The sequence below is a fragment of the Kitasatospora sp. NPDC096128 genome (assembly GCF_040303105.1).
Lineage (GTDB): Bacteria > Actinomycetota > Actinomycetes > Streptomycetales > Streptomycetaceae > Kitasatospora.
Genome location: NZ_JBEOSP010000006.1, coordinates 256,557 through 282,937 on the forward strand (window position 1 = coordinate 256,557; position 26,381 = coordinate 282,937).

The window sequence follows — 26,381 nt, forward strand, 5'->3', positions numbered from 1 at the left end:
CACCATGACCGCCCACCCCCGACGGACCGGTGTGCTCCGTCGCCGGCTGGCGCTCCCGCTGCTGACCGCGGCCCTGCTGCTGCTCACCGCCTGCGGACCCGAGGACCCCGGCTTCGCGCTCCAGGCGGAGCCCGCCCGGCCCGCGCCGACCGCCACCGGCCCCGGCGCCACCCCGGGCGCCCCCGCCCCCAAGGCGGTTCCCGCGGACGTCCCGTACGACGTCACCCCGCTGCTCAAGCCGAGCCGCAAGTACCTGGGCGTCGCCCTGCCCGACGTCCCCGCCTCGATGGACGCACTGCCCGGCTACACCGCCGCGATCGGCAAGCAGCCCAACGTCCTGGCGTACTACGCCCATTGGCAGGGCGGCTTCGACACCGCCGGGGTGCGCCGGATCCACGACGCCGGGGCCCTGCCGTTCATGGCCTGGGAGCCGTACGACCACTCGCTCGCCTCGATCGCGGCCGGCGACACCGACGGCTACGTGCGCGGCGTGGCCAAGGCCGTCGCCAAGCTCAACCTGCCGATCGCCATCAGCATCGCCCACGAGATGAACGGCGACTGGTACCCGTGGGGCCGCAAGTCGGCCAGCCCCCAGGACTTCGTCGCAGCCTGGCGCCACGTCCACGACATCTTCGACAGCGCCGGCGCGACCAACGTGATCTGGGTCTGGAGCCCCAACATCACCCTCCCCGCGCCCAACACCCGCCTCGCGCCGTACTACCCCGGCGACAGCTACGTCGACTGGGCCGGCATGACCGGCTACTTCACCCGCACCGACCCGGACGCCTTCGACGAGCTGTACGGGCCGACGATGGCCGAGATCCGCGCCTTCTGCAAGAAGCCCTTCTTCATCAGCGAGACCGCCGCCGAACAGGGCAAGCACCAACGCGCCGACACCGACCAGCTGTTCTCCGGGCTGGAGGCGCACGACGACATCGTCGGCTTCATCTGGTTCAACATGGTCAAGCGGGCGGACTGGCGGGTCGAATCCGTGCCGGACACCCTGGCCACCTTCAAGAAGCGCGTGTCCGACCCCCGCTACGGCTTCGACATCCGGAACCCACGATGAGCGCAGATCCCGAGTCCTTCCCGCCCCGCCCCGGCGCCGCCGAGGAGCCGTCCATGGACGTGTTCGCGCCCCGTCGGGCGCCCGGTGCCGGGCGCCGCCGGGCGGCCGGTGCCGGTGCTGCGACCGGTGCCACGCCTGCGGCCGGTGCCGGTGCCAGTGCCGCGACCGGTGCCGTGGCCGTCGCCGTGGCCAACCCCGACGGCATCGAACTGGCCCCGTACTCCATCCCCCAGGTCCCCGCGATCGGCTGGGACCCGGCCTCCAGCCCCCGGCGCCGCTGGATCGCCCGCGGCCTGCTCGGCGCCGTCCTGGCCGTCCAGGCCGCGCTCTCGCTGCGCCTGCTCGCCGCCGCGCACCCCGACGAGGCCGCCGCCATGGTCGCCGGCCGCCAGCAGCTCGCCCACCTCCTGCACGGCACCCCGGTCACCACCGACCTGATCGACCGCATCCCCGGCTCCCCGTGGCTCTACCCGCCGCTGGCCGGCGCCGCCGCGAACGCGGACGGCATCTGGGGCACCCGGCTGCTCAGCCTCGGCTTCGGCCTGCTCACCACGGTGCTGCTGTACTCGCTGACCCGGCGGCTCTTCAACGAACGGGTCGCGATCTGCGGCATAGCCGCCTACGCCGTACTGCAGTCCACCGTCGTGGGCGGCTTCTACGGCGCCCCCGAGGCCCTCGCCGTCCTGCTGGTCGCCCTCGCGGCCTGGCTCACCGTGTTCACCGCCCGGCGCTCCCCGGCCCTGGCCCTGACCGCCGCCCCGGCCCTCGCGCTGGCCTGCGCGGTCGCCTACTCGGCGGTCCTCGCCGTCCCCGCGCTGGTGGCCCTGGCCCTCGCCGTCGCCCGGCCGCACCGCCGACCCGGCCCGGCCGCCCTGCGCGCCCTGCTGCTGGCCGTCGGGACGGCGGTCCTGCTGCTGCCGTACGGCCTGCTGGGGAAGGTCGCGGGCTGGTCCCCGTCGTCCGGCGCCGCCCCCGGCTCGGCCGGCCCGATCCTGCTCGGCACCCTCCAGTGGGCCGGCCTGTTCACCGTCCTCGCGGTGGCCGGCACGGTCTCGTACGCGCGCCGCGAGCAGCTGACCGAGCACGACTCGCCCGAGGGCGACCGCGTCGCCCCCACCCGCGCCCAGCGGGCCCTGCTCGGGGCCGTGCTGACCGCCACCGCGCTGCTGGTCCCCGCCGTCCACCTGTGGACCGGCACCTCCGGCGCGCTGTTCCGCCACCTCGGCTACGGCATGCTGCTCGCCGCCCCGATCGCGGGCCTCGGCCTGACCCGGCTGGTCGGAGCCCACTTCCGCCACCCCCAGCTGGGCATCCTGGTCTGGGTCGCGCTGCTGGCCCTCGGCATGGAGCAGTCCGCCCTGCGCTACCAGAACGGGCCCGACTCCGGCCGCCTGCTGGCCGTCCTGCGGGCGCACACCGTCCCCGAGGGCCACTACCTCACCGAGGTCGACGGACTCGCCGAGTACTACCTGGGCGGCGTCAGCAGACCCGAGCAGTGGGTCTCGGCCCGGGCCGGCACGGACTACCGCGACGGCGCCGGAAAACAGCACCACGGAGTGGACGGCAGCACGGCCGCGATCCGGGACGGCTGGTTCACCGTGGTCGTCCTCGACAGCACCGCGCCGGAGGCCACCGACCGGGCGCTGAGCGCCGCGCTGAACACCGGCGGGCAGTACCGGCTGATCGCCCAGTTCACCTCCCCGACCGGCGATTCGAGCACGTACAAGGTGTACCTGAAGCACTGACGGGCCGTCGGAGCCACCGACGCGCGCGACACGACAGGCACAACATGTGGTGCCGCCACAGCCTGCCGCCACTACATGTATGCTCGCTTCTGCTGTCGATGCAGGGGAACCCGGTGGGAATCCGGGACTGCCCCGCAGCGGTGTGCGGGCGGCTCCAGCAGCCGTACCGCGAGTCCGAGTACCTGCCGAACAGCGTGCGCCACGGCCCTCCCGCAGAGGCCGCGCCAAGCACCAGCACCACCCCTCCGGGCCTCGCGGGCGGGCCGGGGAGACACCTCGCGCGACGCTTTTTTGCGTTCGCGCCGTGCTCCCCTGCCCAGATCGGCCCGGTGACCCCGATCACCGCCGCACGATCGCCGCCAGGAGAGAGCGCCTTGACCACCGCTGCCTCAGTCACCCTGCCCGCCCAGGGCTCCGGTACCGCCTTCACCGACCCGACGGTCTCCGACCCCGGCGGTGCTCTCCTGCGGCTGCTCACCGACCGCAGCACCGACCTCACCGAGGTCGACCCCGGCCATGTCGCCGCCGCCGCGCTGCGCGGCCGCCACGCCGGCTCGGACTTCGCCGAGCTGCGCGGGCTGGCCGTGGACGCCGCCGCGTCGATGATCGCCGAGGACCCCCAGTACTCGAAGCTGGCCGCCCGCCTGCTCGCCCTGGAGATCGTCGACGAGGCGAACAGCCAGGGCTCGACCTCCTTCTCCGCCTCGATCGCCGTCGGCCACGCCGAGGGCCTGATCGGCGACACCACCGCCGCCTTCGTCGCCAAGCACGCCGAGGCCCTCGACGCGCTCATCGACACCAAGGGCGACGACCGCTTCGAGTACTTCGGCCTGCGCACCGTCCAGTCCCGCTACCTGCTGCGCCACCCGATCACCCGCAAGGTCATCGAGACCCCGCAGCACTTCCTGCTCCGCGTCGCCTGCGGCCTGGCGGTCGGCGACTCCGAGCAGTCGGTGCGCGAGGTGTCCGAGCTGTACGGCCTGATGAGCCGCCTGGAGTACCTGACCTCCTCGCCGACGCTCTTCAACTCCGGCACCCGGCACCCGCAGATGTCCAGCTGCTACCTGCTGGACTCGCCGCTGGACAACCTGGACTCGATCTACAACCGCTACGCGCAGATCGCCCGCCTCTCCAAGCACGCCGGCGGCATCGGCCTGTCCTACTCGCGCATCCGCTCGCGCGGCAGCCTGATCCGCGGCACCAACGGCAAGTCCAACGGCATCGTCCCCTTCCTGCGCACCCTCGACTCCTCGGTCGCCGCCGTCAACCAGGGCGGCCGCCGCAAGGGCGCGGCCTGCGTCTACCTGGAGACCTGGCACGCCGACATCGAGGAGTTCCTGGAGCTCCGCGACAACACCGGTGAGGAGGCGCGCCGCACCCACAACCTCAACCTGGCCCACTGGATCCCGGACGAGTTCATGCGCCGCGTGAACGCCAACGCCGAGTGGTCGCTGTTCTCCCCCGCCGACGTCCCCGAGCTGGTCGACCTGTGGGGCGCCGACTTCGACGAGGCCTACCGCAAGGCCGAGCTGGCCGGCAAGGCCGTCCGCACCATCCCGGCGCAGACCCTCTACGCCCGCATGATGCGCACCCTCGCGCAGACCGGCAACGGCTGGATGACCTTCAAGGACGCCTCCAACCGCGCCGCCAACCAGACCGCGCTGCCCGGCCGCACGGTGCACTCCTCCAACCTGTGCACCGAGATCCTGGAGGTCACGGACGACTCCGAGACCGCCGTCTGCAACCTGGGCTCGGTCAACCTCGGTGCCCACGTGGCCGTCGGCGCCTCCGCCGACGACCTGCTCGGCGCGATGGACTGGGAGCGCCTCGACGCCACCGTCCGCACCGCCGTCACCTTCCTCGACCGCGTGGTGGACATCAACTTCTACCCGACCACCGAGGCCGGCACCTCCAACTCCCGCTGGCGGCCGGTCGGCCTCGGCGTGATGGGCCTCCAGGACGTCTTCTTCAAGCTGCGGATCGACTTCGACTCCGCCGAGGCCGCCCGGCTCTCCACGCTGATCGCCGAGCGCATCATGCTCACCGCCTACGAGCGCTCCGCCGACCTGGCCGAGCAGCTCGGCCGCCACGAGGCCTACGGCGAGACCCGCGCCGCCCGCGGCGAGCTGCACATCGACCACTTCCCGAGCGCCGCGCCGCAGTGGGGCGAGAAGTGGGACGCGCTGCGCGCCCGCATCGCCGAGACCGGCCTGCGCAACTCGCTGCTGCTCGCGATCGCCCCGACCGCGACCATCGCCTCCATCGCCGGCGTGTACGAGTGCATCGAGCCGCAGGTGTCCAACCTGTTCAAGCGCGAGACCCTGTCGGGCGAGTTCCTCCAGGTCAACCCGTACCTGGTGCGCGAGCTCAAGGACCTCGGCGTCTGGGACCAGCAGACCCGCGACTCGCTGCGCGACGCCAACGGCTCGGTGCAGGAGCTGGGTTGGCTGCCCGCCGAGGTCCGGTCGCTGTACCGCACCGCGTGGGAGCTGCCGCAGCGCGCCCTGATCGACCTGGCCGCGGCCCGCATGCCGTACCTCGACCAGAGCCAGTCGCTCAACCTGTTCATGGCCGCGCCGACCATCGGCAAGCTCAGCTCGATGTACGCCTACGCGTGGAAGGTCGGTCTCAAGACCACCTACTACCTGCGCTCGCGCCCCGCGACCCGGATCGCCCAGGCCGCCTCGGGCGCCGCCCGCGCCGCCGCGCCCGTGCCGGTGTCCGTGAACACCCCGACCCTCACGCCGGAGGAAGAGGCCGCGCTGGCCTGCTCCCTGGAGAACCCCGAGTCCTGCGAGGCCTGCCAGTAATGACCGCCGACGACCGCAAGATGCTGCTCGACCCCGGCTTCGAGCTGACCCTGCGCCCGATGCGCTACCCGTCGTTCTACGACCGGTACCGCGACGCGATCAAGAACACCTGGACCGTCGAGGAGGTGGACCTGCACTCCGACGTCGCCGACCTGGCGAAGCTCAGCGAGGGCGAGCGCCACCTGATCGGCCGCCTGGTCGCCTTCTTCGCGACCGGTGACTCGATCGTCGCCAACAACGTGGTGCTGAGCCTCTACAAGCACATCAACTCCCCGGAGGCGCGGCTGTACCTGTCGCGCCAGCTGTTCGAGGAGGCCGTCCATGTGCAGTTCTACCTGACGCTGCTGGACACCTACCTTCCGGACCCGGAGGACCGCAACGCGGCCTTCGCCGCGGTGGAGAACATCCCCTCCATCCACCAGAAGGCCCAGTTCTGCTTCAAGTACATGAACGCGGTCGACCACATCGACTCGCTGCAGACCAAGGAAGACCGGCGGGCCTTCCTGCTGAACCTGATCTGCTTCGCGGCGTGCGTCGAAGGCCTGTTCTTCTACGGCGCGTTCGCGTACGTGTACTGGTTCCGGAGCCGTGGCCTGCTGCACGGTCTCGCGACCGGCACCAACTGGGTGTTCCGCGACGAGTCCATGCACATGGACTTCGCCATGTCGGTGGTGGACACCGTCCGCGAGGAGGAGCCCGACCTCTTCGACGACGAGATGGCCAAGCAGGTCACCGAGATGCTGGAGGAGGCCGTCGAGGCCGAGCTCCAGTTCGCCCAGGACCTCTGCGGCGACGGCCTGGCCGGCATGAACACCGACTCCATGCGCCAGTACCTGGAGGCCGTGGCCGACCAGCGCCTCGCGCGACTCGGGATGCCGATCCGCTACGGGTCCACCAACCCGTTCGGCTTCATGGAGCTCCAGAACGTCCAGGAGCTGACCAACTTCTTCGAGCGCCGCGTGTCGGCGTACCAGGTCGCGGTCGAGGGCACCGTCGCCTTCGACGACGACTTCTAAGTCAACAGCGTTCAGCAAGACAGCGGAGCTGCCGTCCCACGGCAGCTCCGCTGTCGGTTCTCGGGGGATAGCTCAGTAATGTCCAAGCTCCAACAACACGTGATCGACGGCCCGTTCGGACCGATCCAGGTCAGCCACGACCGCTGGCCGTCCGTGGTGGCCCGGGTCCAGGGGGCGGGAATGCCCACCGTCACCGTGGTGCCCGACCGCGACCACGGCGCGATGAACATCAACGGCCACAATGTGCCGACCACCCGGAAGTCCCGCTCCCGCACTGCCGTGGTCGGCGACCGCACCTACGAGCTGCGGTCCACCAACCTGCGCCGGGCGGAGCTGCGCCGCAACGGGCTGCTCATCGCCCACGCGCGCGGCACGTACCGGTCGTACGCCCCCGGCCGCACCATCCCCGGCCTGGACGCGAAGGTGACGTGGTCCCAGGGCATCGACCCCACCGATGTAGCCGTAGGCCAGTCCATGGTCATCGGCTTCGGCGCCGGCGCCCCGGGCATGATTTTGAGGACCATCTTCTTCTGGTACGACAACCTCAGCTGAACCGCACTTCGTCCACGCTGCCACCCAAAGCAACGATCAGTGACTTGAGGCAACACCTCGCGCCAAAACATGCGAGAAGTGTACACTTCTGCCATGAGTGAGACTCTGCCCATGACCGAGGCGCGAGCGAGATTCGGCACTCTGGTACGCCGCGCCTCCCACAGCCGCGAACGCATCACCATCACCGACCACGGCCAGCCCGCCGCCGTGCTCATCAATCCGCAGGAGCTCGCCGATCTCGAAGACGAGCTCGCAGTCGCCCGCTACCGCGCCCGCCAGGCCGAGGGCACTGTCGCGAGCGTTCCCCACGAGGACGTCCGGTCCCTCCTGGGCCTGGAGCGTGAATGACCTACCAGATCACCTGGGACGAGCCTGCGATCAACGCAGCCGCCCGGTTCCTCAAGGATGACGCGGACGGGCTTCGCCAAGTCATGGACGCCGTCGACCTTCTGGCCGACGACCCCCGACCGGCAGGCTCAGCACCCTATGGCTCCCCGGATCTCCGCCGGATCCACATCGGCCGGTACCGCGTTCTGTACGAGGTCGCGGAGCAAACGGTGACCATCGCGGTCATCCATATAGGCCGCATCATCTGAGTTCGCCAGCAGGGGTGCCCCGCACGGCCACAGCCCGTGCGGGGCACCCCTGTTGTTTCAGTCGGCCGGAAACTCCCCGGACTTGACCCCGGCCACGAAGGACGCCCAGGCATCAGCCGGGAAGAGCAGAACCGGCCCACCCAGGTCCTTCGAGTCCCGGACGGGCACAACCCCAACTACGCCTATGGCTATCTCCACACAGTTGCTCTGCGCACCTGAGAACGATGATTTTCTCCAGATGAGGTCAACGGCCGCACCCTGGGGGACGCTACTCATCGCTGTCATCTCCTTTCGCAATGCGCTCGATGAACGCAATCGACTCCTTGCGGGGCAGCGACTCGGCCAGACCCCGCCGGAACAGGCTGGAGTACTTGAAGACCTCGCCTGGCTCCTCGATGTAGAGCGTGCTGAATCGCCTCGGACAGAACAGCCGAGACCGTCGCCCGCAGGGCTTCCATGTCTCCGGCCTAGCGGGAGGCGGCGGCGTGCCGCGCCGCGGCTTCGTCCTGGAGCCGATACCTCAGCAGTAGAGCCACCAGCACGAATCCCTGCGTAGGAAGTCGGCCGGGCCGACTTCCTACGCAGGGCGCCCGTCTACTCCTCCCACCACTCCTCCGCGCAGAACTGGACCTCACTGAGCATGGTGTCCCCGGCCCTGACGGCCCGGACGTACCAGTTCTCCCCGTCCGGCCCCTGGTCTCCGGTGGGCAGGATGCGCAGACCCATACCCTGGCCCTCGATGTACTGGCAGAGCTCCGCTTCGACCTCGGACACCGGCCTGCCGATCAGCCGGACGCCCTCCCACTCCACCTGCGGCCCGGCGAACGCGTGTACCGTCACGGCCCCCAGCACCGGAGCATTCGACCAGTACCCGTAGTGAGCCGTCACCCCGAGCCCGTCGAAGACGTCCTCGGACAGGAACCACTGCCCCGCCTCGGGCGGGAGCCGAGACCAGCTCTCCGGGAAGGACCCTCGCCGCACAGCCGGTTCCGCACCGCTCAGCGCCGCCGCCACCTGCGACGGAGTCATCCCGAACCGCAGCGGGCCGACACTCTCCAGTGGCACGCATCCCCAGCGGGGACGCTCCCGGCCCGGAGTCACCGGCCGCTCACCGGACTCCGCTTCCCATTCGCGGACGCCCCTCCAGCGGACGACCGGCTCGGCCCCGGACGGATCCTCGGCAAGCTCGGGCCCGACCAGCAGGGCACTGGTGATCGCTCGGCTCGTCCGCTCGATGTGCCCCGCAACTGCCACCTTCCATTCGTGCGTCGCACCCATCGACACCCCCCAAGCGGCCACCTCCGGTTCACCGCCCCGGTTCACCCGGACCGGCGCCCCTTCCACGCGGGCGAGTTCGAGGAGGTCCGCCCGCAGCTCCGACGGGACCCGAGCGATCAGCTCGACGTCGCGCAGCCCCACCGACGGGCCTCGCAGCCCGTCTACCGCCACCGCGACCAGGGACGGCCCCGGCCCGTAGAACGCGGTCACACCCAGATCCCTGTAGTGGCGCCACGGCGCCTGCTCGTCCGCGCTCCACGAGGAGCCGGCCGCCGTCCCCTCCAGAGCCGCCTCGACTTCCCGGGGCCGCATCCCGAACCGCAGCGGCCCCACCCCCACCAGCGGATCGAGCACCCACCGCGCCCACTCCTCCCCCGGCTTCCTGTTCCACCAACTCACCGTCGCCCCCCCACACAGAACCGCTCCGCCCGATCCCGGCTCGACCCGCCGATGATCTTCCTGGCACCCTAAGCACCCCCAGCGACAACCTGTGCGGAGCACCGGCCCGGTGAGGGCAGACCCCGAAGGGCCCGGCCTGCTGGCCGGGCCCTTCGGGTTTGCCGCCTACCGGTGCTGGGCGCCGGGTCTCACTTGAGAGTGGGCAGGTAGGGGTAGCAGCCGTAGTAGTCCTTGGTGGCCTCGATCATGACGTCGCCGGTCCTCGGGCCGACGACGCCGTCCTTGTCCAGGCCCGCCCACGTCTGGATGGCCACGATCGCCCCGTAGGTGTCGGGGCCGAACGAGCCGTCCACGTCGATCGTGTGGTAACCGGTCTGGTAGTGCAGGTCGTTGGAGATCTTCTGGACGCACTTCACGCTGTTGTACGCGTTGCTCTTGCCGTAGCCGACCCAGAGGGAGCCCGAGTTGGGCACCGCCTGGGCGGTCCCGCCCATGAGGCCGACGGTGACCAGGGCGGCGGTCGCGAACAGGAACGCGCCGCGCCGCTTCATGGAGGTGCTGCTCAAGGAAACCCCTAGTCCGTCGTTCAACTGATCATCGAAATTTGGACTATACGAGTTTCCTACTGACGGGTCACCAGCATTTGTCCGGAGCGCCCGTCAGAGCGCGAACCGAACGTCCGTCAGCCGCTCCGCCATCACCCCGGCCCTCGACGCCACCCCGCGCCGGCGACCGCCGCGCACCGCGCGCCGCCCGTCCGACTGAACTCCCGAGCCACACCGGCACCATCCGCATGCGTACGACCCGACCCCCGCTACGGTCCGGCGCACAGCCGAACGCGCACAGCCGAACGAAAGGGGTCCCCTCGTGAGGACCGGAATCCTCGACTACGAGAGCGACGCGATCGCCCAGCTCATGAGCATGGCGGAGGAGGACTGGACCGAGCAGGAGCTCAAGGACGCCCTCCAGCGGGCGATCATGCTGGAGGTGTCGACCATCCCGCCGTACGCGACCGCCCTGTGGTCGATCACCGCCCAGAACGACGGCCAGCCGGTCCGGGGCTCCCTCCACGACATCATCTTCGACGAGATGTTCCACTTCGGCCTGGTCTGCAACATGCTCACCAGCATCGGCGGCACCGTCGTCCTGACCAACCCGCTCACCGTCCCCAAGTACCCGGGCGAGCTGCCCGGCGGCGTCAATCCCGGCCTGGTCGTCTACCTCAGCGGGCTGACCCGCGAGTCGGCCGGGCTCTTCGCCGCCATCGAGAAGCCGGAGAACCCGCTCGCCTTCGCCGCCGACGGCAACACGATCGGCGCCTTCTACCAGCGCATCGCCGATGTCTTCCCCAAGTACGCCCATCTGCTCACCGGCCGGCGGCAGGTGGAGTTCTCGCTCGGCACCAACCGCGACATCGTCGCGATGAACACCATCGACGACGTGCTCAAGGCGATCCACGTCATCCAGACCCAGGGCGAGGGCACCACCGCCTCCCCGCAGGACCCGTTCCCCAGCGCCCCGGGCGAACTCGCCCACTACTACGCCTTCAAGGAGATCGCCGTCGGCAGGAAGCTCGTCCAGAACCCCACGACCAAGATGTGGGAGTTCACCGGCGCCGACGTCCCGCTGCCGGACACCTCCCCGGTCGCCCGGGTGCCCAGGGGCGGCTGGCCCCGCCAGGGCGACCCCGACTCGCCCGACCAGCCCACCGCCGCGCTGCTGGACGCCTTCAACCAGCACTACAGCGACATGCTGCACGCCCTCGAACACGCCTGGGGCGACGACCCGTCCCAGATCGGCACCGCGATCGGCCTGATGGGCCGACTGCGCGGCACGGCCCAGCAGATCGTCGGCGTCAAGCTGCCCGCCGACCCCCGCTCCACCTACGGCCCGGAGTGGCTCCTGGTGTAGCCGCAGGGCGGCGAAGGCCGGTGCGGACGGACCGCACCGGCCTTCGCCGACCAACTACCGTCCAGCCGTTACTCGTTCGGCACGGTCGCGTACTTCGCGGTGCCCTCGGCCATCTGCTTCAGGGCGTCCTTGCGGTCCCGCTTCGACAGCTTGTCGATGTAGAGGGTGCCGTACAGGTGGTCGGTCTCGTGCAGCAGGCAGCGCGCGAAGAAGCCGGTGCCCTCGACGCGGATCGCCGTGCCGTCCTTGTCGACGCCGGTCACGGCCGCGTAGTCGGGGCGTGCCAGCTCGGCGTAGGCGGTCGGGACGGACAGGCAGCCCTCGTTGCTGTCGTCGAGCACGCGGCGCCGGTCGGCCGGGTACTCCTCCAGCTTCGGGTTGATCACGTGGCCGATGTGGCGCACACCCTCGTCGTCCGGGCAGTCGTAGACGAAGACCTTGAGGTCGACGCCGATCTGGTTGGCGGCCAGGCCGACCCCCTCGGCGGCGTACATCGACTGGAACATGTCGTCGATCAGCGCGGACAGTTCGGCGTCGAACGCGGTGACGTCCTTGACCTCGCGGTGCAGGACGGGGTTGCCGACCACGGTGATCGGACGCGCGGTGCCCTTGGTGAGGTCAGGCTCCTCACCGATCACCTTCGCGGGGGCCTCGGCCGCCGCTCCCTCCACGTCGTGCTCGTGCTGGTGGTCGTGCTGCTCCGCCATTGTCTTCCGCTCCCATAGGTCTACGCGTACCTCACCAGGGTACTCAGCGGGCTCAGCAGACCTCTTCGAGATCCCGGTAGGCCCTGGTCGCGGGGGCGGCCGCGACCCAGCGGTCCAGCAGGGTGCGGACCAGGTCCGCCGGGGCGGCGAGTCCGCACTCGCGCTCGACCAGCCAGGACATCCCGGCCGCGCCGCCCTGGCTGAGGTGGCTGAGGTGCCCGGGGTGGGCGGCGTCGCCGTCGTCGTGGGGGTCGTGGTGGGCGACGATGCCGTCGTCGGAGGCCATCCGGCTCTCCGAGCAGGCGCGGCACAGCAGCCGCACCGAGGAGGTCCAGTCCTCGGCGGCGTAGCCGGCGTCGGCGACCAGCCGCTCCAGCGCGTCCCGGTCGCCTGCGGTGGCGGCCTGCAGCAGCACCACGTAGGTCGGCACCGGGGAGGGCGCCCACAGCTCGATCTCGTCGAAGACGGGGTACGCGACGCCGTCGGTGACCCGTTCGCCGTGCGGGGCGCCGTCGTGCAGCACCACCTCGCCCCAGCGGCGGCCGGAGGAGGGCAGCGGGATGGACAGCACTTCGATCCGGGCGGGGTCGAGGCGCCGGCCCCAGACCACCTCGGACTCGCCCTCGGGGGACAGCCGCACCGGGGTGGTGCCGAGGTCCAGGCTGACCGGGCCGTCCCCGCCCGGGCCGCCGGGCAGCTTCAGCCCGTACGCCTGCCAGGCGCGGCGGGCCAGCGGCCAGTCCTGCAGCGCGGTGGCGGTGATGCCGAGGTTCCACCAGTCGGGGGCGCCGTGTTCGCGGTCGAGCAGGGCCACGGCGCGCAGACCGGCCGAACGGGCCTGCTCCCAGTCGCGGCGGAACTTGTGCAGCAGGGCGAGGTTGAACCAGGAGTCGGACAGCCAGGGCTCCAGATCGGCGGCCATCACCAGCAGGGCGCCGGCGTCCTCGTAGCGGCCGTCGCCGATCAGCGTGAAGGCCCGGTCGGTCGTCTGCCGCCAGGTGGCGGACGGCCGGTGCCGTGCCCGGTGGAAGATCCTCACGTTCGTCCCTGCCGTCGTCGTCCGCTCAAGTCCCGTACCGCCGGGCCCGACCCGTCCTCGACGGGGCCCGGGTCCCGGTGTTCCGGGTCGGTGTTCCACGCTACGACCGCATCCAACCACGCCCGCCCCCGCCCGCGCTCCCCACCGCCGAGGTTGGGGACCGCCCCTCCCCAGCCTGCCCGTCGGAGCGCACCTCCTCAACCCCGGACGGGCCCCGCTCGACCGCGCCCCGACCGGACCGGTACGGTTCCCGGCCCCGTTTCACCCCAGCTCAGCCCGGCACCGCACCGGTTCACCACGGCTCGACCCGGACCGCCGTGCCCGCCACCCCGTGGGCGCCCGCGCCTCAGCCCCGGCCCTGCCCGCCGACCCGGGCGAGCGCGTCCACCACCCGGGCGTCGTAGACCCTCCCGCGCCCCAGCCGCAGCACCTCCAGGGCCTCCAGCCGCCCCACCGCCTCGCCCAGGCCCCGGCCCCGGGCCGCGGTGAGCAGGTCGTCGTGGGCGTTGGCGACCCGGATGATCCGGGCGGCCAGGGGCACCGGGCCGTCGCCGCCCGCCGGCCCGGGGCAGGGGTCGGCCAGTCGGGCGACCTGCTCGGCGACCTGCCGGGGCACCCCGGTGCGGCTGATCACCTCGCTCCCCAGCCGGGCGATCCGCTGCTGCTCGGCGCAGGACAGCAGCGCGGTGGCGCCGTCCGGCACCGGTTCGACCAGGGACAGCTGCCCGACGTCGTGCATCAGCGCCGCGTACTCCAGCAGAGCGAGCTCGCGGGTGCCCAGCCCCAGCTCGCGGCCGAGCGCGCACGCCGTGTCCGCGACCCGGCGCGCGTGCCCGTGCGGGGTGTAGCCGGCGACCTCGGTGGCCCGGGCGAGGCTGGCGATGGTCTGCCCGGTGGTGGCCCGCACCGCGGCGGCCCGCCGGAAGGACACCTGGGCGAGCAGCAGCGGGGTGCAGAACAGCGGCAGCGCCCACAGCCCGACCTCACCGGCCGCGAGGCTGACCAGCATCCCGGTGGCGACGATCGCCGAGCCGATCCCGAACAGCGAGCGCAGCTCGTCCTCCAGCGCGGCCGGGAACCGCAGCCCGGTCGCGGAGGCGCGCAGCAGCGCCGCCAGGGTGGCGTCGCAGAGCGTGGCCAGCGCGGCGACGGCGGTCAGGAAGGCCCCGTAGGCCGGGCCCTCGGGCGAGAAGCGGTCGACCAGGCCGCCGTTGTAGAGCGGCTGGAAGACGGCGGCGGCGAAGCCGACCGCGAGCAGCCGGCGGGCGGCGCTGTCCCGGCGCGCCGGGTCGGCCCAGGGCGGGCGCCGGTGCGGCCGCCCCGGGCGGCGCGGCAGCGCGAGCCCGGGCAGCCAGCCCAGCAGCAGGCCGGTCCCGGTCACCGCGACGACCTGGAGCGTGCCGTGCGCGGTCGGCACCCCGCGCAGCGGCCCGAGCAGGGCGTACGCCAACGCGCCGGCCGCGCCGATGGGCGCCTGTTCGCGGTCCCCCGGGAGGGTGATCCGAACGCATTCGCCGAGGGCGATCAGCGCGGTGAACGCCAGCGCGACCCGCGGTTCGGCGATCCCGCGCACCGCGACCGCGCCGAGCGCGAGCACCAGCAGCGCGGCGGCCGCCGTGTGCACGGCGCTCGCGGTGGGCCCGCGCGCCGCCCGAACGCGGCCGCCGGCGCCCTGACCGACGCCCTGACCAGCAGCCTGGCCGGCGCCCTGGCCGGCGGCCACGGCCCCGGGGTCCGGGCCGGGCCCGGTCACGGCTGCCCGGCCGCGGGGCGGGTGCCGCCCCGGGCGGGCACCCGCCCGGGCGCGGCCCGCACCGGCTCGGGCACCCCGAGCGGGATGTCCGGGACGGCCCGCACGCAGTCCTCGGAGTGCACCACCGGCTGCCAGCCGTGCACGGCCAGCGCGTCGATCAGCGCCCGCACCATCACCGGGTCGAACTGGCTGCCGGAGCAGCGCTCCAGTTCGGCCACCGCCTCGGCGACGGGGCGTCCGCGCCGGTAGGAGCGGGTGGAGGTCATCGAGTCGAAGGCGTCGGCGACCGAGATGATCCGGGCGAACTCCGGGATCCGCCCGCCCGCCAGCCCGCTCGGGTAGCCGCGACCGTCCATCCGCTCGTGGTGGTGCAGGATCCCGGAGTGCGCCTCGCCGAGGAAGTCGATGCCGCGCACCAGCTCGTACCCGTACACCGGGTGGACCTCCACCGCGCGGCGCTCGTCCTCGCTGAGGGGACCGTTTCTGCGCAGCAGCTCGGTGGCCACGCCGAGCTTGCCGACGTCGTGCAGGATCCCGGCGAAGCGCAGGGTGCGCAGCCGCTCGGGCTCCATGCCGAGCTGACCGGCGATCAGCACCGAGGCCCGGCCGACTCGTTCGCTGTGCCCGCGGGTGTACGCGTCCTTGATCTCCACCGCCTGCACCAGGGACTGCACGGTGGCCTGGTGGGCGTCCCGCTCGCGCTGGCCCTGGGCGAACACCCAGGCCGAGATGGACAGCGGCAGCAGGGCCAGCAGGGCGGCGAACGCCCCGTACGGGCCCTGCCAGAGCACCGCGACCATCAGCCCGCCGGCCGCGTGCACCAGTACCGGCAGCCCGCACACCGAGCAGGCGCCGCGCAGCACCTCGGCGGCCGGCCGGCCCTCGCTGAGCAGCACCATGACGCCCACCACCAGCCCGTTGACCAGGCAGAACGCGCCGACGGCGGCGAAGCCGGGCAGCAGCGCGGCCGGGAAGCGGGAGCCGAGCAGCAGCTGCGGGCCGTGCAGCAGGCGGAAGGCGACCGAGGAGGCGAAGGCGCACAGGGCGAGCTGGGAGCCGTTGAACAGCTGACGGCGGCGGCAGCCGGGGCCGGTGGGGCCGCCGAGCAGCGCGGCGGGGGCGGCGACCAGGGCGGCAGCGGCCGGCGGGAGCATCAGCACCCCGGCGAACAGCACTGGGAAGAAGGCGTTCACCCCGGGGCGGGCGGGCACCCGTCCGGCGGGCGCGGGGCGGCGCAGCAGCCGGCGCAGGAGGAGCGAGCAGGGGGTGGGCAGGCCCTGGGCGAGCGACTCCCAGCAGCCGTGCAGGAAGCCGAGCAGCCCGACCTTGGGCCAGTCCGTCGGGTGGCCGAGCCAGCGCGGCACCCCGGGGGTGACGGCCTCCGGCAGCAGCGGCAGCAGGCAGCACAGGGCCGCCACCGGGACGGCCGCCAGGTAGCGCGCAGCCCCCTGCGGCAGGGTCGCGCCTCCACTGTCGGTAGCGATCTCGACCTCCCCGCCTCCGGGCACCGTGTTGCCTCAGCCCGCCGGGGTGACCGGCGGTGAGCGTCCGTCAGGAGGATAGGCCGCTGTCCGGGCACGGGGACGCATGATCGCGCAATGGCGCAGTTGGCGCACCGCCAACTCACTCGAACGAGTGACGGCGCACGCGAGCAGAACGGGAGCGGTCCCGGGAGCGCATGCTCCCGGGACCGCTGAACTCCCTGCCCGAACCGTTCCGCCCCGCCCTCGCCGGCGGGCCGTACGGACCGCTCGCCGGACTACTCGGCCGGCGCACCGGCCTCGACCGGCGCACCGGGGCGCACGCCGGGCTCCTCGCCCGCGCCCTCATGCGCCTGCGCCGGCCTGGGCGCCGGGCGGGCGGACTCGACGTGCACCTCGACCGAGGTCTCCACGGCGACCACCACCGGCTCCCCCGAACGCTGCCCGGCCCGGATCGAGTCGATCCTGGCCAGGACCTTGCTGCGCAGGTCCGTCGGGGTGTCGTCGCAGCCGCAGGACCGCTTGATCAGCGCCTTGATCGCCTGCTCCAGCCCGTACTGCTTCAAGCAGGGCGAGCACTCCTCGAAGTGCACGCGCAGCTTGGCGCAGTCGCCCTCGGCCATCTCGTTGTCGAGGAATTCATAGAGGTGGTCGAGGACCTCGCCACACTCGGTTTCGTGCGGATCGCCGCAGCTCATGAGCCCGAGCCCTTCGCTTCCTGCCCTGCCCCGCTGCCGGCCGGAACCAGCCCGCGCTCACGGGCGTAGTCCTCCAGCATGCCGCGCAGCTGACGGCGGCCGCGGTGCAGCCGGGACATCACCGTACCGATGGGAGTACCCATGATGTCCGCGATCTCCTTGTACGCAAAGCCTTCTACGTCCGCGAGATAGACGGCGATCCGGAATTCCTCCGGGATCGCCTGGAGCGCGTCCTTCACATCGCTGTCGGGGAGGTGGTCGAGCGCCTGGGTCTCGGCCGAGCGCAGACCGGTCGACATGTGCGACTCGGCCCTGGCCAGCTGCCAGTCCTCGATCTCCTCCGCCGCGGTGCGCTGGGGCTCCCGCTGCTTCTTGCGGTACGAGTTGATGAACGTGTTGGTGAGGATGCGGTACAGCCAGGCCTTGAGGTTCGTACCCTCACGGAACTGGTGGAAGGACGCGTACGCCTTGGCGAACGCCTCTTGGAGCAGGTCCTCCGCGTCCGCGGGGTTGCGCGTCATGCGCAGCGCCGCCGAGTACATCGGATCGAGGTAGCCCAGGGCGTCGCGCTCGAAGCGCTCCCGCCGGGCCTCCTCGGACTCCTCCGCCGACACCCGGAAGGTGTCCTCACCGATCGCCTCGGCCAGCTCCTCACCGGTGAGCGCCTCGCCCGCAGGCAGGGCCTCGTCCGGGCCACGGCCCGGCTCGGCCTCGTGCTCGGTCCCGACGACCGGACCCACCTCCTCGGCATGACGGGAACGACCCACGGCGGGCCGCCCAGAAATGGAGGATATCGGGCTGACGGGCTTCTCGCCCGCGTCGATCCAGTCCGACCAGGAGGGAGCGAACGCCGCGGCGGCCTCGCGCTCCTCCGGCCGTTCGGGGCACGCGATCGAACCCATCTGCCCTGCCTCTCACCGGTGACTCATGCTGACGGACACGACAACCACACCGGCCCCGCCCGCATTCCCGCCCGCAGCCACCGTTCACTCGCACGAGTGAGCGACCGTAAACGCCCTGCTCACGGCCCGCGCCACCGCCGACGGCCGCCGGGCGCCCCCGGCATCACAGCAGCCCCAGCACCCAGTCCCCCACCGCCGAACAGATCAGCTCCAGCACCTCGTCCTGCCCCACCGGCGCCCGCTTCGGCACCTCGAACCCGTGGCTCCCGTACGGCACCGCCACCAGCTCGTGCCCCGGCGGCAGCTCCGGGAACTCCCCCGGCCCGCCGAACGGGTCCGCCGCGCTCTGCACCACCAGCGTCGGCAGCCCCGACCCCAGCAGCTCCTCCGCCCGGCTCTTCTCCGGCTTGCCCGGCGGGTGCAGCGGGAACGCCAGCGCCACCACCCCCACCGCGCCGCTCTCCGCCCCCGTACGGCACGCCACCCGCGCCCCGGCGCTGCGCCCGCCGACCACCAGCGGCAGCCCGGCCCCGGCCAGCCGCTCCGCGACCGGCCGCCAGCCCGCGTCCAGGGTCTTCGGCGCCGGGCCCAGCTTCTTCCCCGCCACCCGCCACGGCTGCTCGACCAGCGCCACCGTGACCCCCCGGGCCGGCAGCCGCTCGGCCAACGCCACCAGGTCCCGCGCCCCGATCCCGCCGCCCGCGCCGTGGCCCAGCGCCAGCAGCGCCCTCGGCGCGGCCGCCCGGTGATAGGTGATCCGGGCGTCCCCGGCCCCGGTGGCGACGAGTTCGGAGGTGGTCATCCCGGCAGCTCCCAAAGTCCCAGAACCCAAAAATCTCAAGAACGGTCCGAACAGTCCGCGCAGTCGGAGCAGTTCAGAACAGTGTGGTCTCGTACTCGACCTCGGCCCACGGCTCCTTGAGCTCCGGGCCGTTGTTGCGGATGTTGCCGACCGCCGGCGACACCGGCGTGGCCAGCAGCGCCCCCGGCGGCGGGGGTATCAGCAGCCGGCGCACCTCCTCCGGCTCGGTCAGCCCCGGGTCCAGCCACTGCGCCCAGTCCCGCGCGTCCAGGAACAGCGGCATCCGCTCGTGGATCGGCGCCAGCGACTCCTCGGCGTCCGTGGTCACGATCGTGAAGGTCACCAGCCAGGCCTCCGGGTGCCCCGGCGGCACCGCCCGGTTGCGCCAGAACTCGTACAGCCCCGCCAGCGCCAGCGGAGCACCGTCCGCGCGGGACACGAAGAACGGCTTCTTGCGCGCCTTGCCCCGCTCCCCCGGCACCGTCTGCCACTCGTAGTAGCCGTCCACCGGCAGGATGCAGCGGCGCGCGGCGAAAGCCTGCCGGTAGGCGGGCTTCTCGTGCACCGTGTCCGACCGGGCGTTGATCATCTTCACCGCCGTCTCGGCGGAGTTCGACCACTGCGGCACCAGCCCCCAGCGCAGCGCCCGCAACTGCCGCACCGGCCGCTCCGCCCCCTTGGCCAACCGCTCCAGCACCACGAAGGCGCTGTTGGTCGGCGCCACGTTCCAGTTCGGCCCAGGGGACTCCTCCGGATCCCAGAACTCCACGTCGAACAGCTCGACGACGTCCTCCGGCTTGCTGCTGGCTGCGAAGCGACCGCACATGCGGGCCATGCTAGCCACGCCGCCCCCGCTCACGACTTCCTCATCCACGGACCAGAACCACCCGCTCCCCTCCACCCGTCCCCGCATGGGAGGCTGCCCCGAACGGCCCAACGCAGCGAACGGAGGCGCAGACCCGCCGATGAACCCGAACAACCAGAACCTCGGTGAACTGTGGGACCGGGTCACCGGCACCCAGGCCGCCCCGCCCGGCTGGCTCGTCCTCGCGACCGGCTGCGCCGCCCTGCTCGTCGTCCTCGCCCGCCCGCTCTGGCACGTCGCCCGCAACGCCGTCACCATCGCCCACGAGGGCGGCCACGGCCTCGCCGCGCTCGCCACCGGCCGCAAGCTCGCCGGCATCCGGCTGCACTCCGACACCTCCGGCCTCACCCTCTCCTACGGCCGCCCCACCGGCCCCGGCATGGTCCTCACCGCCGCCGCCGGCTACACCGCCCCCGCCCTGCTCGGCCTCGGCTGCGCCGCCCTGCTCGCCGCCGACCGGATCACCCTGCTGCTCTGGCTGGCCATCGCCCTGCTGCTGGCCCTGCTCATCCGCATCCGCAACGCCTTCGGCCTGTTCACCGTGCTGGTCGCCGGCGGCGCCTTCTTCCTGGTCTCCTGGTTCGGCAGCGCCCAGGTCCAGGCCGGCTTCGCCTACCTCGGCTGCTGGTTCCTGCTGTTCGGGGCGGTCCGCCCGGTCCTGGAGCTCCAGCACCAGCGCCGCATCGGCTGGGCCCGCGACTCCGACGCCGACCAGCTCGCCCGGCTCACCCACGTCCCGGCCCTGGCCTGGGTCACCGTCTTCCTGCTGATCGCCCTCGCCTGCCTCGCCCTGGGCGCCGACTGGCTGCTCCGACCCCTCCACTAGAGCACCGGGCGAAGCACCGGATCCCGCCATCCGGCCGCATCAGGGGCCGTTCCGGTACGGCCCCTAGACTGGCCCCCATGACCGAGACCCTGTGGCCCGCCCCCGTCGCCGCCGCCCCCGTCGACGCCACCGTCACCATCCCCGGCTCCAAGTCGGTCACCAACCGGGCCCTGGTGCTGGCGGCACTCGCCGACGGACCGGGCTGGGTGCGCCGCCCGCTGCGCAGCCGCGACTCCCAGCTGATGGCCGACGGCCTGCGCGCCCTCGGGGTCACCATCGAGGAGAAGGTCAACAACGACTCCGGCGGCACCGGCGGCGGCGAGGCCTGGCGGGTCATCCCCGCCCCCGTGCTGCGCGGCCCCGCCAACGTCGACGTCGGCAACGCCGGCACTGTCATGCGCTTCCTGCCCCCGCTCGCCGCCCTCGCCGACGGCCCGGTCCACTTCGACGGCGACCCGCGCAGCCACGAGCGCCCCCAGCACGGCGTGATCAACGCCCTGCGCGCGCTCGGCGCCCGGATCGAGGACGGCGGCCGCGGCAGCTTCCCGCTGACCGTCCACGGCACCGGCGGCCTCGACGGCGGCCCGGTCGAGCTGGACGCCTCCTCCTCGTCCCAGTTCGTCTCCGCCCTGCTGCTCTCCGGCGCCCGCTACAACCACGGCGTGGAGGTCCGGCACGTCGGCGGCCCCGTCCCGTCGCTGCCGCACATCCGGATGACCGTCGAGATGCTGCGCCTGGCCGGCGTCCAGGTCGACGCCCCCGAGGACGGCGGCGAGAAGGACGTCTGGCGGGTCACCCCCGGCGCCCTGCTCGGCCGCGACCTCGTCGTCGAGCCCGACCTGTCCAACGCGGCCCCGTTCTTCGCCGCCGCCCTGGTCACCGGCGGCCGGGTCACCGTGCGCGACTGGCCCAAGCACACCACCCAGCCCGGCGACCAGCTGCGCGACCTCTACACCCGGATGGGCAGCGCCTGCGAGTACACCGACGAGGGCCTCCAGTTCACCGGCACCGGCCGGATCCACGGCATCGAGGCCGACCTGCACGACGTCGGCGAGCTCACCCCGGTGATCGCCGCCGTCGCCGCCCTCGCCGACTCCGAGTCCCACCTGTACGGCATCGCCCACCTGCGCCTGCACGAGACCGACCGGCTCGCCGCCCTCGCCAAGGAGATCAACGACCTCGGCGGCGACGTCAGCGAGACCGAGGACGGCCTGCGGATCCGCCCCCGCCCGCTGCACGGCGGCGTCTTCCACACCTACGAGGACCACCGCCTGGCCACCGCCGCCGCGGTGCTCGGCCTGGCCGTGCCCGGCGTCGAGGTGGAGAACGTGGGCACCACCGCCAAGACCCTGCCCGACTTCCCGAAGATGTGGGCGGAGCTGCTCGGCGGAGCGGCGGCGGACGCCTGAGCGGAGACTTGAACCATGCGCCGCTACGGCAAGGACGCCGACGAGGACGACATCCGTAACCGCCCGGCCCGCCGGGGCTCCCGGCCGCGGACCCGGATCCGGCCCAAGCACGAGGACGCCGACGAGGCGATGGTCCTGACGGTCGACCGCGGCCGGATCACCTGCCTGGTCGACTCGGGGACCAAGCAGGAGCGTGAGGTCGTCGCCATGAAGGCCCGCGAGCTGGGCCGCAAGGGCGTCGTCGTCGGCGACGTGGTCAACCTGGTCGGCGACCTCTCGGGCGACAACGACACCCTCGCCCGGATCGTCCGGGTCGAGGAGCGCAGCTCCGTGCTGCGCCGCACCGCGGACGACGACGACCCGTACGAGCGGATCGTCGTCGCCAACGCCGACCAGCTCGCCATCGTCACCGCGCTGGCCGACCCGGAGCCCCGCCCCCGGCTGATCGACCGCTGCCTGGTCGCCGCCTACGACGCGGGCATGGAGCCGCTGCTGGTGCTCACCAAGGCCGACCTGGCCCCGGCCGAACCGCTGCTGGAGTCCTACGCCCCGCTCGGCATCGACTACGTCGTCACCCGCCGGGACGAACTGGAGACCGCCGGCGCCGAGGCCGTGCGCGAGCACCTGCGCGGACTCTCCACGGTGTTCATCGGCCACTCCGGCGTGGGCAAGACCACCCTGGTCAACGCCCTCGTCCCGGACCGCCGGCGGCAGACCGGCCACGTCAACGCCGTCACCGGCCGCGGCCGGCACACCACGGTCTCCGCCCTCGCGCTGCGGCTGCCCCCGCCGCCCGGCGTCAAGCCCGGCTCCAGGAAGGCGCTCGACCCGGGCTGGGTGATCGACACGCCCGGCTTCCGCTCCTTCGGCCTCTCCCACATCGACCCGTCCCGGGTCATCCTGGCCTTCCCCGACCTGGAGCCCGGCACCGTCGACTGCCCGCGCGCCTGCAGCCACGACGAGCCGGACTGCGCCCTGGACGCCTGGGTCGCCGACGGCCACGCCGAGGCCGCGCGGCTGTACTCGCTGCGCCGCCTGCTGTCCAGCAAGGAGGCCCGCGAGGGCGACTGAGCCCCGCGGGGCTCCGCCCTCCCCCGAGGCTGGTGGCGCGTTCGAGGTGTCGGACCACCCCTCCCTGGCGATCATAGGAAAGTCGGGCCGGGCACGGCCCGTCCGTCGATCGACAGGGAGGGCACGCGATGGCATGGGCCCTGGTGATCCTGGCCGGCCTGCTGGAGACCGGCTTCGCGATCAACCTCAAGCTCAGCGAGGGGTTCACCAAGCTCTGGCCCACCGTCACCTTCTGCGTGTTCGCCCTCGGCAGCTTCGGACTGCTCACCCTCTCGCTCAAGAGCCTGCCGGTCGGCCCCGCCTACGCCGTGTGGACCGGCATCGGCGCGGCCGGCACCGCCATCTACGGCATGGCCTTCCTGGACGAGACCACCTCGGTGCTCAAACTGGTCTCCATCTCCCTGGTCATCGCCGGCGTGATCGGCCTCCAGCTCAGCGGTTCCGCCCACTGAGCGCCCACCCCTCCCGCCCGCCCCGCTGAGCTAGGGTTTCGGGCATGGCCGACTACCACGACGACCTCCGACTCGCCCACGTCCTCGCCGACTCGGCCGACTCGGTCACCCTGGACCGATTCCGCGCCCTCGACCTGAAGATCGAGACCAAGCCGGACCTCACCCCGGTCAGCGACGCCGACAAGGCCGCCGAGGAGCTCGTGCGCAGCGTGCTCCAGCGCGCCCGTCCGCGCGACGCCGTGCTCGGCGAGGAGTTCGGCCTGCAGGGCTCCGGCCCGCGCCGCTGGGTGATCGACCCGATCGACGGCACCAAGAACTACATCCGCGGCGTCCCGGTCTGGGCCACCCTGATCGCCCTGCTGGAGGACGGCCCGGACGGCGTCGAGCGCCCGGTGGTCGGCATCGTCTCCGCCCCGGCGCTGCAGCGCCGCTGGTGGGCCGCGAAGGGCCTGGGCGCCTACGCGGGCCGCAGCCTGGCCAAGGCCTCCCGGATCCACGTCTCCGGGGTGTCCCGGATCGAGGACGCCTCCTTCTCCTACTCCTCCCTCACCGGCTGGGAGGACCGCGGCCGGCTCGACCCGTTCCTGGACCTCACCCGGGCCTGCTGGCGCACCCGCGCCTACGGCGACTTCTGGTCCTACATGATGGTCGCCGAGGGCGCCGTGGACATCGCCGCCGAGCCCGAGCTGTCGCTGTGGGACATGGCCGCGCCCTGCATCGTCGTCGAGGAGGCCGGCGGCAGCTTCACCGGCCTGGACGGCGTCCCCGGCCCGGGCGGCGCCGACGCGGTGGCCACCAACGGCCTGCTGCACGGGGAGACCCTGCGGCGGCTCTCCGTCTGAGCTGTTACGCGCCCGCCCGCCTCCGGGGCGCTCCTTCGCCGGAGCCGAAGGCCGGACATGGTTGCGGGCCCTGTGACCAGTGGGAGCTGGTCACAGGGCCCGCCGCTCGTTCCGGCCCGTCCTACCGCTTGCGCAGCTCCCGGACCGCCGCGTCCAGCCGCTGCCCGTAATCGGCGTCGGCCTTGCGGAAGTTGTCGATCGCCCGCTCCACGATGTCCTCGCGGTCGGCCGAGACCTTGGCGATGAAGCCGGCCAGGTTGGCGATCAGCCGCTGCTTCTCGTCCTCCGAGAACAGCCGGTAGAGGTCACCCGCCTGCACGAAGTCGTCGTCCTCGGCGTGCGAGGGCGCCGCGTGGGTGCCGGTGGAGCCGTCGACCGCGGTCGCCGCCCAGAGCGGACGGCCGGTCTGCACCGGGCCGCCGAAGCTGTTCGGCTCGTAGTTCTTCTGCCGGCCGTGGCGGCCGTCGTACAGGTGGCCGTCCCGGCCGTTGGTGCGGGCCTCGGTGGCGTGCGGGCGGTTCACCGGCAGGTGGTCGGCGTTGATGCCGACCCGGTAGCGGTGGGCGTCCGCGTAGGCGAACAGGCGGCCCTGGAGCATCTTGTCCGGGGACGGGCCGATGCCGGGCACGAAGTGCGCCGGGGAGAACACCGACTGCTCGACCTCGGCGAAGACGTTGTCGGGGTTGCGGTTGAGCTCCAGCCGGCCGATCTCGATCGGCGGGTAGTCGGCGTGCGGCCAGACCTTGGTCAGGTCGAAGGGGTTGAAGCGGTAACCGGCCGCGTCGGCCGCCGGCATGATCTGTACCTGCACCGTCCAGCTGGGGAACTCGCCGCGCTCGATCGACTCGCGCAGGTCGCGCTGGTGGCTGTCCGGGTCCTCGCCGGCGAGGAGGTTGGCCTCGGCCTGGGTGAGGTTGCGGATCCCCTGGTCGGTCTTGAAGTGGTACTTGACCCAGAAGTGCTCGCCGGCCTCGTTCTGCCACTGGAAGGTGTGCGAGCCGTAGCCGTTCAGGTGCCGGTAGCTGGCCGGGATGCCGCGGTCGCCGAACAGCCAGGTCACCTGGTGGGTGGCCTCGGGCGACAGGCCCCAGAAGTCCCAGACGTTGTCGGCCTCCTGGGAGCCGGTGTACGGGTCCCGCTTCTGGGTGTGGATGAAGTCGGGGAACTTGATGGCGTCCTTGATGAAGAACACCGGGGTGTTGTTGCCGACGAGGTCGTAGTTGCCCTCCTCGGTGTAGAACTTCAGCGCGAAGCCGCGGGGGTCGCGCACCGCGTCGGCCGCGCCGAGGTTGCCGGCCACGGTGGAGAACCGCAGGAACACCTCGGTCTGCTTGCCGACCTCGGACAGGAACGCCGCCCGGGTGAAGGGCGTCACGTCGGCGGTCACCGTGAAGGTGCCGTACGCGCCCGCGCCGCGGGCGTGCACCACGCGCTCCGGGATCCGCTCGCGGTTGAAGTGCGCGAGCTTCTCGAACAGCAGCTGGTCCTGGATCAGGGCCGGGCCGCCGACGCCCGCGGTCTCGGTGTTCTGGTTGTCCGCGACGGGGGCGCCCGCCTCGGTGGTGAGCGTCGGGCGCAGCTCGTCCTGCGTGGTCATAACGGGTTGCCTCCGAGGGATCCGGTCGTGATGACACGATCCTAACTTGGACTTCATCCAAGTCAATACTCCCCCTAATCTCGGAGCGTGACTTATTCTGGTTCCATGAGTGACCTGCTGGAGAGACTGCGCGGACGCGGCTGGCGGCTGACCTCACAGCGCCGGGTGGTGGCCGAGGTCCTCGACGGCGAGCACGTCCACCTCACCGCGGACGAGGTGCACGCCCGGGCCGCCGCCCGCCTGCCCGAGATCAGCCGCGCCACCGTCTACAACACGCTCGGCGAACTCGTCACCCTCGGCGAGGTGCTGGAGGTCGCCACCGACGGCCGCGCCAAGCGCTACGACCCCAACGCCCACCGCGCCCACCAGCACCTGGTCTGCTCCGGCTGCGGCGCGATCCGCGACGTCCACCCGCACGGCGACCCGCTCGCCGCGCTGCCCGCGGCCGAACGCTTCGGCTTCGCCGTCACCACCGCCGAGGTCACCTACCGCGGCCTGTGCCCCGACTGCCGCGACCGAGGCCACCGGGACGGCCGGGACGGCCGACGCACCTGAGGCGCG

Annotated in this window: 26 protein-coding genes and 1 riboswitch; of the genes, 14 read left to right on the forward strand and 12 right to left on the reverse strand. The window is 72.5% G+C overall.

What is annotated here, in order from left to right:
• Positions 1-4 precede the first annotated feature (4 nt).
• The 7 genes from ABTY61_RS09955 (at position 5) to ABTY61_RS09985 (ending at position 7,788) form a co-directional block, all read left to right on the forward strand.
• The gene (locus ABTY61_RS09955) at positions 5-1,069 is read left to right on the forward strand and encodes a glycoside hydrolase family 26 protein (RefSeq protein ID WP_350504456.1); all 1,065 of its coding nucleotides are present in this window, start codon (positions 5-7) and stop codon (positions 1,067-1,069) included.
• The gene (locus ABTY61_RS09960; protein WP_350504457.1) at positions 1,066-2,814 is read left to right on the forward strand and encodes a glycosyltransferase family 39 protein; all 1,749 of its coding nucleotides are present in this window, start codon (positions 1,066-1,068) and stop codon (positions 2,812-2,814) included. Before ABTY61_RS09955 ends, ABTY61_RS09960 begins: the two co-directional genes overlap by 4 nt.
• Positions 2,815-2,877: 63 nt before the next feature.
• Positions 2,878-3,018, forward strand: a riboswitch (cobalamin riboswitch).
• A 194-nt stretch (positions 3,019-3,212) separates the two neighbouring features.
• Entirely contained in the window at positions 3,213-5,624 is a 2,412-nt protein-coding gene (locus ABTY61_RS09965) for a ribonucleoside-diphosphate reductase subunit alpha (RefSeq protein ID WP_350504499.1), read from the forward strand.
• A complete protein-coding gene (locus ABTY61_RS09970) occupies positions 5,624-6,640 on the forward strand; it encodes a ribonucleotide-diphosphate reductase subunit beta (protein ID WP_188303249.1) in 1,017 nt (338 codons plus the stop codon). The genes ABTY61_RS09965 and ABTY61_RS09970 overlap by 1 nt, the downstream gene beginning before the upstream one ends.
• A 78-nt stretch (positions 6,641-6,718) precedes the next feature.
• Positions 6,719-7,192: a hypothetical protein gene (locus ABTY61_RS09975; RefSeq protein WP_350504458.1), complete on the forward strand. Its 474-nt coding sequence runs from the start codon at positions 6,719-6,721 to the stop codon at positions 7,190-7,192.
• Between the two features lie 93 nt (positions 7,193-7,285).
• Complete coding sequence (locus ABTY61_RS09980; protein WP_350504459.1) at positions 7,286-7,540, forward strand: type II toxin-antitoxin system Phd/YefM family antitoxin; 255 nt, start codon at positions 7,286-7,288, stop codon at positions 7,538-7,540.
• Positions 7,537-7,788 carry a type II toxin-antitoxin system RelE family toxin gene (locus ABTY61_RS09985; protein ID WP_350504460.1) on the forward strand — a complete coding sequence of 84 codons (252 nt, stop codon included), beginning with the start codon at positions 7,537-7,539 and terminating at the stop codon, positions 7,786-7,788. The genes ABTY61_RS09980 and ABTY61_RS09985 overlap by 4 nt, the downstream gene beginning before the upstream one ends.
• A gap of 57 nt (positions 7,789-7,845) precedes the next feature.
• Here ABTY61_RS09985 and ABTY61_RS09990 read toward each other — a convergent pair whose 3' ends face one another.
• The 3 genes from ABTY61_RS09990 to ABTY61_RS10000 all read right to left on the reverse strand — a co-directional run bounded on the left by ABTY61_RS09990 (position 7,846) and on the right by ABTY61_RS10000 (position 10,031).
• A complete protein-coding gene (locus ABTY61_RS09990) occupies positions 7,846-8,064 on the reverse strand; it encodes a DUF397 domain-containing protein (RefSeq protein ID WP_350504461.1) in 219 nt (72 codons plus the stop codon).
• Between the two features lie 318 nt (positions 8,065-8,382).
• Positions 8,383-9,420 carry a hypothetical protein gene (locus ABTY61_RS09995; RefSeq protein ID WP_350504462.1) on the reverse strand — a complete coding sequence of 346 codons (1,038 nt, stop codon included), beginning with the start codon at positions 9,418-9,420 and terminating at the stop codon, positions 8,383-8,385.
• 233 nt (positions 9,421-9,653) lie between these two features.
• Positions 9,654-10,031, reverse strand: a complete 378-nt coding sequence (locus tag ABTY61_RS10000; protein WP_350504463.1) for a peptidoglycan-binding domain-containing protein — start codon at positions 10,029-10,031, stop codon at positions 9,654-9,656.
• A gap of 301 nt (positions 10,032-10,332) precedes the next feature.
• On the opposite strand from ABTY61_RS10000, the gene ABTY61_RS10005 reads away from it, so the two are divergent.
• A complete protein-coding gene (locus ABTY61_RS10005; RefSeq protein ID WP_350504464.1) occupies positions 10,333-11,376 on the forward strand; it encodes a ferritin-like domain-containing protein in 1,044 nt (347 codons plus the stop codon).
• 68 nt (positions 11,377-11,444) lie between these two features.
• On the opposite strand, the gene def is transcribed toward ABTY61_RS10005, so the two are convergent.
• The 8 genes from def to ABTY61_RS10045 all read right to left on the reverse strand — a co-directional run bounded on the left by def (position 11,445) and on the right by ABTY61_RS10045 (position 19,584).
• Positions 11,445-12,083, reverse strand: coding sequence for a peptide deformylase (def, locus tag ABTY61_RS10010; protein ID WP_350504465.1), 639 nt, complete (start codon positions 12,081-12,083; stop codon positions 11,445-11,447).
• Between the two features lie 52 nt (positions 12,084-12,135).
• Entirely contained in the window at positions 12,136-13,122 is a 987-nt protein-coding gene (locus ABTY61_RS10015) for a tetratricopeptide repeat protein (protein ID WP_350504466.1), read from the reverse strand.
• A 346-nt stretch (positions 13,123-13,468) separates the two neighbouring features.
• On the reverse strand, positions 13,469-14,845 hold the full coding sequence (locus ABTY61_RS10020) for an HD-GYP domain-containing protein (protein WP_350504467.1): 1,377 nt from the start codon (positions 14,843-14,845) through the stop codon (positions 13,469-13,471).
• A gap of 26 nt (positions 14,846-14,871) precedes the next feature.
• The gene (locus tag ABTY61_RS10025) at positions 14,872-16,383 is read right to left on the reverse strand and encodes an HD-GYP domain-containing protein (RefSeq protein ID WP_350504468.1); all 1,512 of its coding nucleotides are present in this window, start codon (positions 16,381-16,383) and stop codon (positions 14,872-14,874) included.
• Positions 16,384-16,634: 251 nt separating this feature from the next.
• Positions 16,635-17,054, reverse strand: a complete 420-nt coding sequence (rsrA, locus tag ABTY61_RS10030; RefSeq protein WP_350504469.1) for a mycothiol system anti-sigma-R factor — start codon at positions 17,052-17,054, stop codon at positions 16,635-16,637.
• The gene (locus ABTY61_RS10035) at positions 17,051-17,794 is read right to left on the reverse strand and encodes a sigma-70 family RNA polymerase sigma factor (protein WP_374199896.1); all 744 of its coding nucleotides are present in this window, start codon (positions 17,792-17,794) and stop codon (positions 17,051-17,053) included. Before ABTY61_RS10035 ends, rsrA begins: the two co-directional genes overlap by 4 nt.
• A 325-nt stretch (positions 17,795-18,119) precedes the next feature.
• Entirely contained in the window at positions 18,120-18,758 is a 639-nt protein-coding gene (locus ABTY61_RS10040; protein WP_350504470.1) for an alpha/beta hydrolase family protein, read from the reverse strand.
• A gap of 73 nt (positions 18,759-18,831) precedes the next feature.
• Positions 18,832-19,584, reverse strand: coding sequence for an SOS response-associated peptidase (locus tag ABTY61_RS10045; RefSeq protein ID WP_350504471.1), 753 nt, complete (start codon positions 19,582-19,584; stop codon positions 18,832-18,834).
• A gap of 139 nt (positions 19,585-19,723) precedes the next feature.
• Between ABTY61_RS10045 and ABTY61_RS10050 the strand changes: the two genes are divergently transcribed.
• From ABTY61_RS10050 to hisN, 5 genes are all read left to right on the forward strand, one after another.
• Positions 19,724-20,449 (forward strand): M50 family metallopeptidase, encoded by a 726-nt coding sequence (locus ABTY61_RS10050; protein ID WP_350504472.1) that lies wholly within the window; start codon positions 19,724-19,726, stop codon positions 20,447-20,449.
• Between the two features lie 77 nt (positions 20,450-20,526).
• Positions 20,527-21,858 (forward strand): 3-phosphoshikimate 1-carboxyvinyltransferase, encoded by a 1,332-nt coding sequence (gene aroA / locus ABTY61_RS10055; protein WP_350504473.1) that lies wholly within the window; start codon positions 20,527-20,529, stop codon positions 21,856-21,858.
• Positions 21,859-21,873: 15 nt separating this feature from the next.
• Positions 21,874-22,929 (forward strand): ribosome small subunit-dependent GTPase A, encoded by a 1,056-nt coding sequence (gene rsgA / locus ABTY61_RS10060; RefSeq protein ID WP_350504474.1) that lies wholly within the window; start codon positions 21,874-21,876, stop codon positions 22,927-22,929.
• A gap of 128 nt (positions 22,930-23,057) precedes the next feature.
• The gene (locus ABTY61_RS10065) at positions 23,058-23,381 is read left to right on the forward strand and encodes a DMT family transporter (protein ID WP_350504475.1); all 324 of its coding nucleotides are present in this window, start codon (positions 23,058-23,060) and stop codon (positions 23,379-23,381) included.
• Between the two features lie 44 nt (positions 23,382-23,425).
• A complete protein-coding gene (gene hisN / locus ABTY61_RS10070) occupies positions 23,426-24,223 on the forward strand; it encodes a histidinol-phosphatase (protein WP_350504476.1) in 798 nt (265 codons plus the stop codon).
• Positions 24,224-24,344: 121 nt separating this feature from the next.
• Here hisN and ABTY61_RS10075 read toward each other — a convergent pair whose 3' ends face one another.
• Positions 24,345-25,820 carry a catalase gene (locus ABTY61_RS10075; protein WP_350504477.1) on the reverse strand — a complete coding sequence of 492 codons (1,476 nt, stop codon included), beginning with the start codon at positions 25,818-25,820 and terminating at the stop codon, positions 24,345-24,347.
• A 105-nt stretch (positions 25,821-25,925) separates the two neighbouring features.
• Here ABTY61_RS10075 and ABTY61_RS10080 point away from each other — a divergent pair, with 105 nt between their 5' ends.
• Positions 25,926-26,375, forward strand: a complete 450-nt coding sequence (locus ABTY61_RS10080) for a Fur family transcriptional regulator (RefSeq protein WP_350504478.1) — start codon at positions 25,926-25,928, stop codon at positions 26,373-26,375.
• The last annotated feature ends 6 nt before the right edge of the window (positions 26,376-26,381 follow it).